We start from the raw sequence: 7588 nt of genomic DNA, 5'->3' as shown, positions 1-7588 counted from the left end.
CCCAAGCTTGCATCATGGTTGGAGAAAGCGTACCTAATATGCCTTTTTATTACTACCACATTCCGGTTTTGACAGGTGTAAACTTACCTATGTTTGATTTGGTTCAAGCACTGGATGGTAAATTGGACAACTTTGCGGGAGTAAAATATACGCATGAAGACTTTATGGATTTCCAAAGTTGCATGAGCTACAAGGATGGTAAATATGATATGCTTTGGGGGCGTGATGAAAACATGTTGTCAGCTTTAGTATTAGGAGCAAAAGGTGCTGTGGGGAGTACTTTTAATTATGCAGCTCCTTTATATCACAGATTGATTGATGCTTTTAATTCCAATGACTTGGCTTTGGCTCGTGTTTTACAACAAAAATCAATAAACATGATTCGTCTTTTAGGCAAATATGGAGGTATTTCAGTTGGTAAATCCTATATGAAAGTTGTGGGATTGAATTTGGGTGATTTCAGATTACCAGTTAAAAACATGAGTGCTGAGCAGTTTGTGAATTTCCAAAAAGATGTTGAAAGCTTAGATTTTAAAAGCTTTAAATCAAATCCGGCTAGTTAATTATAAATGAACTCAATAGAAAAGTTATTACTTTCTCTAATTCCATTATTTTTTATGATGTCAATAACAACAACGGTCAGTTCTCAGGTAAAAGATTTTAATACTATTGAATGGGAAATTGCAGCTTATTTGCAAAATAATGAGGGGAGTAAATCTCTTGGATTTGCAGGACCTATAAACGGGGTGCATAAGAATGTCTTGATTGTGACTGGTGGAGCCAATTTTCCAGATAAAATGCCTTGGGAAGGAGGAGCAAAAAAATATTCTGATGAAATTCATGTATTGCAAAAACAGGGAGAGGATTTTGTTTGGAATAAAAAGACAAAAGCTAAATTACCTGAGCCGATTGCGTATTGTGGTGTTACGTCAACATATTTAGGAGTTGTATATGTAGGTGGCGAAAATGAAAATGGACTGTCGAATAAGGCTTATATTTTGAAATGGAAAGATTCTAAAAATGACGTTGCCATTCTTTCGTTGCCACAATTCCCTTTGGCGATGGCAAATATTGCATTGACGCATATTGGAAATGTCGTATATGCAATTGGTGGTGATGAGGTTAAAAAATCATCAAATCATTTTTATAGTTTGGATTTAAATGTTTTGAATCCAACATGGAAAGAGTTACCCAATTTACCTATTGCTTTGGCGAATGCTGTTGCTGTAGTTCAAGAGACAAAAGAAGGTACAGCCATTTTTGTGATTGGAGGAAGAACCAAAACGGCTACCGGTATCAGTGATTTACATAATACTACTTTTGTCTTTAATCCAAAAAAGAGAGCATGGTCAAGTGTCGCTAATATATCTGATGGAACTAATATCACAAATTTTTCTGCTGGTGCTGCTGTTGCTTTAGGAACTCACTCGATTTTAATTCTTGGAGGAGATAATGGTCTTGTTTTTCATAAAATTGAGACTTATTTATCTCAGATATCTCAAACAAATTCACCTGAAGAAAAAGGGAGATTTATAGTGGAGAAGAATGTGCTGAATACAACACATAAAGGATTTTATAAAGGATTGTTGTTGTATAATACGCTTACGGATACTTGGACAAAAGTAGGAGAGTTGCCTTTTTTGGCTCCCGTTACAACAACAGCAGTGTTATGGGGAGATGATATTATTTTGTCTAATGGTGAAATAAAGCCGGGAATAAGAACACCTAACGTAATGTTGGGAAAAATAAAATAATCGAATTTAATCTTAAATTTTTCTGGTTAGCTGTTTTTTAATTCCAATAAGAGAGGCTACAATCATTAGAATGTATTTTTAATCATAAACAAATTATGAAGAACTCAAAATATTATCCGTGGATGGTAGTGGGCTTGCTATGGGTTGTAGCATTACTGAACTATATGGACAGACAAATGCTGTCCACCATGCGTCCCTCGATGGAGGCCGATATCCCAGAATTAGTTTCTGGTGAGAATTTTGGGCGCTTAATGGCAATATTTCTTTGGATATATGCTTTGATGAGTCCTGTATCAGGCCTTATAGCTGATAAATTAAATAGAAAGTGGCTGATTGTTGGGAGTTTATTTGTTTGGTCAGCAGTTACCTATGCCATGGGGTATGCAACGGGTTATGATCAAGTGTATTGGTTAAGGGCACTTATGGGAGTTAGCGAAGCTTTGTATATTCCTGCGGGATTATCTTTAATAGCCGATTATCATCAGCAAAAAACAAGATCACTTGCCATAGGAATTCACATGACAGGTCTTTATGTCGGGTCAGCTTTAGGGGGATTTGGAGCAACGATTGCAGCTGCTTATTCTTGGCATACAACCTTTCATTATTTTGGATTAATTGGAGTTGCTTATGCTCTTGTTTTGGTATTCTTCCTTTACGAGAAAAAGGCTCCAGAGAAAAAAATGTTGGTTACGGATTTAGATAAAGTAAAAGAAAAAGGCTCTGTTTTTAAAGGATTAGGATTGTTGTTTACCAATATTTCGTTTTGGATTATTTTATTCTTTTTTGCAACAATCAGCTTGCCGGGTTGGGCTACCAAAAACTGGTTGCCAACATTGTTCTCGGATAATTTAGGAATTTCTATGGAAGAAGCCGGACCATTGGCAACAATAACAATTTCAATGTCTTCTTTGTTAGGGGTTATTTTCGGAGGGTTGTTATCGGATAAATGGGTTGTCAAAAATATCAAGGGGAGAGTATATACAAGTGCTATCGGATTGAGTTTGACGATTCCCGCACTGCTATTAATCGGTTTTGGGAATTCACTATTTCATATTGTTAGCGCTGCTCTTTGTTTTGGAATAGGCTACGGAATGTTTGATGCCAATAATATGCCTATTCTTTGCCAGTTTGTGTCTTCAAAGTACAGAGCTACTGCTTATGGTGTTTTAAATATGACTGGGGTAGGTTGCGGTGCATTGGTCACATCGGCATTAGGGAAATATGCTGATAATGGGGCTTTGGGGGTCGGATTTGCAATGATGGCAGGTGTTGTTTTGATGGCCTTGTTGGTGCAGGTTATTTTTCTGCGCCCTCAGGTTAACGATTACACTGATGCATAAAAGCATTTTAAGTTTTAAGAATTTTTGAGTTGGTTATTTGGTTGTTTATCTGCTGAGGTGGAATTAAAACTTTCACCTTGGCGGATAACTTTTAGTTCGCATTTTTTATATAAATGAAAATCATCATGATTCATAAGCATAAAGAGGGCTAAGAATTACAATACGATCTTCTATTAAAAAATAAATATTATTTGCACATGAATAATTCTAAAAGGTACATCTTATTTCTACTGATTCTTTTTTTGTTTTTATCAAATAATAGAATAGTGGCACAAATTCCATTGGTGAAGGTAGCTTGTATAGGAGATTCTGTAACGGCAGGTTATCTTTTGGCAAATCCCGAAAAGGATTCCTATCCTTCGCAACTCCAAGTAATGATGGGGAATAGCTATGAGATAAAAAACTTTGGATACAGTGGAGCAACGCTTCTAAAAAAAGGTCAGAAACCGTATTATAAAACGAAGCAATGTGCAGATGCTATTGCTTTTGCACCCGATATAGCCATTATTCATTTAGGATTGAATGATACTGATCCAAGGAGCTGGCCCAATTATAAAGATGAATTTGATGCCGATTATGCTTGGATATTGGATACTTTAAAAAAACAAAACCCAAAAGTAAAACTATATATCTGTCGTTTGACACCAATTTTTAATGAGCATCCTCGCTTTAAATCAGGAACAAGAGATTGGTTTTGGGAGATCCAAGCGCATATCGAAAAAATTGCAAAAACAAATCAAGTTGGTTTAATCGATTTGCATGAAAAATTATATATCCATCCGGATCTTTTTCCAGATGCATTACATCCTACTAAGGAAGGGGCAACAATTTTAGCACAAACCGTTTATGGGAATATTACAAAAGATTTTGGTGGGTTAAAACTAGCTTCTGTTTTTACGGATAATATGGTTTTGCAACGTAATCAGCCTATTGTTATTTATGGCACTGCCAATGGAGGTGATCCGATAGAAATCTCATTCCTGGAACAAAAACAAACAGTAATTACGGATGAATACGGTAAATGGAAAGTTCGCTTTCCAGCAATGATTCAAGGTGGGCCTTATCAGATGACAATTAAGGATAAAGTGAGTACTATCATCCTAAAAAATATATTAGTTGGTGATGTTTGGTTCTGTTCGGGACAATCAAATATGGCATTTCCTCTTCAAAAATCTGAAAATGGAATGGCCGAGGTAAAAAAGGCAATTGCTAATTCGAAACTTCGTTTGTTGAATTGGAAGGTTATCCAAGAAACAGATGATATGGCATGGGATTCTGTCACTTTAGCTAAAACCAATCAATTGAAATTTTTCTCGGGAAGTTGGGCTGTTTGTGATTCAACATCGGCAAGAGACTTCTCTGCAATTGCCTATTATTTCGGCAAAAATATCACTCACGAAGAAAACGTACCTATTGGATTGATTCAAGTTGCAGTAGGCGGTTCTCCCATTGAGTCTTGGATTGACAGATACACATTAGAACATGATGACAAAGTGGTTGATATATTGACCAACTGGCGTAAATCAGATTTCATTATGCCTTGGGTTCGGGAACGAGCTGAGGTAAATTTGAAAAATGCTATCAATCCCAAACAACGTCATCCATACGAACCTTGTTATAATTTTGAAGCAGGTGTAGAAGCTTTCACTCAGTTTCCAATCAAGGGTGTTTTATGGTATCAAGGTGAAAGCAATGCACACAATGTGTCATTATATAAACACTTAATGCCAATTATGGTTCAAAGTTGGAGGAAAGCTTGGGGAACTGATTTCCCTTTCTATTATGTCCAACTATCAAGTACAGATCGACCAACATGGCCTGAGTTTAGAGACATGCAAAATAGATTACAAAGTCAAATTCCTAATAGTGGAATGGCGATTAGCATGGATTATGGAGATGAAAAAAATGTGCATCCAATAAAGAAAAAAGAAGTTGCAGATCGTCTCGCTCGTTTGGCATTGCATTATACTTATAAAAAGTCAATTATTTCTAATGGACCGATTGCATTAAAAGCAGTACAAAAAATGGAAACCATTCATATTTCTTTTGCATCAGCTAAACAATTAATTACTTCAGATAAAAAAGCAGTATTAGGTTTTGAATTAGTAACAGATAAAGGAAAACACTTAGAAACTGAGGCTAGAATTATTAATAATCAAGTGGTCATAAGCGTTCCAAAAGGGGAGAACATTAAAACGGTTTTGTATGCGTGGAAGCCTTTTACGCTAGCTAATTTAGTTAATGAAGCGGGCTTGCCTTGCTCTACTTTTAGATTGGAATTGAATCTTTAAAAAATAAAAAAATAGTCTGAGAAGGCAAATTAGATATAAAAAAATAATAATTATCAGGGAGATAGAAGAGCAATATTCAGTTTCATTCTAGAGCCAATTAATTCTAAATAAAAATGAGTTATTCAAATACAGAACTTCAGAAATTAAAAGAATTTTATGAGAATCAACTATTAAATGACACCATACCTTTTTGGTTTCCTCGCTCGATAGACACCGAATTTGGAGGTTATTTATTCATGAGAGATCAAGACGGAAGTTTAATAGATGATGATAAAGCCGTATGGATTCAGGGGCGTGCGGCCTGGTTGTTGGCTACGCTTTATAATACGGTTGAACCTAGACAAGAATGGCTTGAAGGTTCAAAGTCGGGAATTGATTTCTTAAACAATCATTGTTTTGATACCGATGGGCAAATGTTTTTTCATGTTACTCGTGATGGGCATCCTATTCGCAAACGACGTTACTATTTTTCGGAAACATTTGCTGTAATCGCTATGTCTGCTTACGCAAAAGCAAGCGGCGATGAAGCTGCTGCCGAAAAGGCGCGTTTTTTATTCGGAAAATGCATTGAATACGCTACCGTACCAGGTTTATTGGAACCTAAGTTTACTTCAACCCGACCTTCTAAAGGAATTGGCGTTCCCATGATAATGATGAATACAGCGCAACAATTAAGAGAAAACATTGGCGATCCCCGTTGTGATGAATGGATTAGCAAATGGATTGCCGAAATTGAACGTGATTTTGTTAAAGAGGATATCAAATGTGTGATGGAGCAAGTGGCACCAGATGGGTCAATTATTGATCATATCGACGGAAGAACCTTGAATCCAGGTCATGCTATTGAAGGAGCTTGGTTTATTTTGCAGGAAGCAAAATACAGAAATAATGACCCTCATTTAATTGCTCTGGGCTGTAAAATGTTGGACTATATGTGGGAACGCGGTTGGGATGAAGAGCATGGGGGAATTTTGTACTACAGAGATGTTTATGATAAACCAGTTCAAGAATATTGGCAGGATATGAAGTTTTGGTGGCCACATAACGAAACGATTATCGCAACACTATTAGCATACACCATGACGGGTGACGAAAAATATGCTAAATGGCATAAAATGGTTCATGATTATTCCTATTCTAAATTTCATGATGCAGCCAACGGCGAATGGTTTGGTTATTTGCATAGAGATGGAAGCATTGCACAAACCGCAAAAGGGAATATGTTCAAAGGGCCGTTTCATTTGCCACGTCAAGAATGGTACTGTCTTCAGATTTTAAAGGAACATTTGAAAAACGTATAGTTGTTAATTAGAAATTTTGAAAATCAATCTGCTATAGTTTTTTAAGCTGAGCAAAATAAAATGTAATTTTAAAAAATGAAAAAGGCTATTGTAAATGGAATAATACATACGGGTGATGAAATGCTAAATAACAGTGTTGTCATTATCGAAAATGATGTTATTCTTTCGGTTCAAAAAGAAATTCCAAGAGACATTGAAGTTGTTGATTTGAAAGGTGATCATCTTTCGGCTGGATTTATTGACATCCAAATCAATGGAGGCGAAAAGCATTATTTTAGCCAAAGTCCAACAGAAGAAACGATTCATGATATATATGAAGCCAGTTTAAAGTATGGAACGACTCATACACTACCTTGTTTAATATCATCATCAAATGAAACTATCCTTCAAGGGATTGAAGCTATTCGTTCGTATCGATCGAAGCACAAAAATGGGGTATTGGGAATGCATTTAGAAGGACCTTTTTTGAATTCTTTGAAGCGAGGTGCACATAGTTTGAATCAGGTTCGGAAACCTACAAATTCGGAGTTGGAAGAGATTATTCGATATGGAAAAGATGTTATAAAAGTTATCACTATTGCACCTGAGTGTTTTTCAGAGGAACAATTGGAAATGCTTTTAGAAAGCGGTATTGTTATTTCGGCTGGGCATTCAACAATGACTTACGGAGAATCTCAATATTACTTTTCTAAAGGGATAAAGTTAGTTACTCATTTATTTAATGCGATGACTCAGTTTGGACATCGGGAACCAGGATTGGTGGGAGCAACTTTTGAAAATGATGCAGTCTATGCGCCAATTATTCTTGATGGAGCCCATTGTGATTATGCTGCGGCAAGATTAGCTTATAAATTAAAAAAAGAAAAATTCTTTTTGATTACTGATGCCGCATTTTTAGGACG

The 7588-nt window shown here is 36.1% G+C and carries 6 protein-coding genes; all 6 read left to right on the top strand.

The window, feature by feature from the left end; all coding sequences use genetic code 11:
• On the top strand, positions 1-563 hold a 563-nt coding region (locus tag VFS71_RS10465; protein WP_326401161.1), incomplete at its 5' end, for a dihydrodipicolinate synthase family protein.
• A 54-nt stretch (positions 564-617) separates the two neighbouring features.
• Positions 618-1754: a galactose oxidase gene (locus VFS71_RS10460; protein WP_326401160.1), complete on the top strand. Its 1137-nt coding sequence runs from the start codon at positions 618-620 to the stop codon at positions 1752-1754.
• Between the two features lie 95 nt (positions 1755-1849).
• Positions 1850-3094: an MFS transporter gene (locus VFS71_RS10455; RefSeq protein ID WP_326401159.1), complete on the top strand. Its 1245-nt coding sequence runs from the start codon at positions 1850-1852 to the stop codon at positions 3092-3094.
• A gap of 266 nt (positions 3095-3360) precedes the next feature.
• A complete protein-coding gene (locus VFS71_RS10450; RefSeq protein ID WP_326401157.1) occupies positions 3361-5385 on the top strand; it encodes a GDSL-type esterase/lipase family protein in 2025 nt (674 codons plus the stop codon).
• Positions 5386-5498: 113 nt separating this feature from the next.
• Positions 5499-6686 (top strand): AGE family epimerase/isomerase, encoded by a 1188-nt coding sequence (locus tag VFS71_RS10445; RefSeq protein WP_326401155.1) that lies wholly within the window; start codon positions 5499-5501, stop codon positions 6684-6686.
• Positions 6687-6761: 75 nt separating this feature from the next.
• Positions 6762-7588 (top strand): N-acetylglucosamine-6-phosphate deacetylase (gene nagA, locus VFS71_RS10440; protein ID WP_326401153.1); only part of this gene is annotated, 827 nt, incomplete at its 3' end.

The sequence above is a fragment of the Flavobacterium sp. genome (assembly GCF_035760125.1).
GTDB lineage: Bacteria > Bacteroidota > Bacteroidia > Flavobacteriales > Flavobacteriaceae > Flavobacterium.
This window is presented reverse-complemented; position numbering and strand designations above follow the sequence as displayed.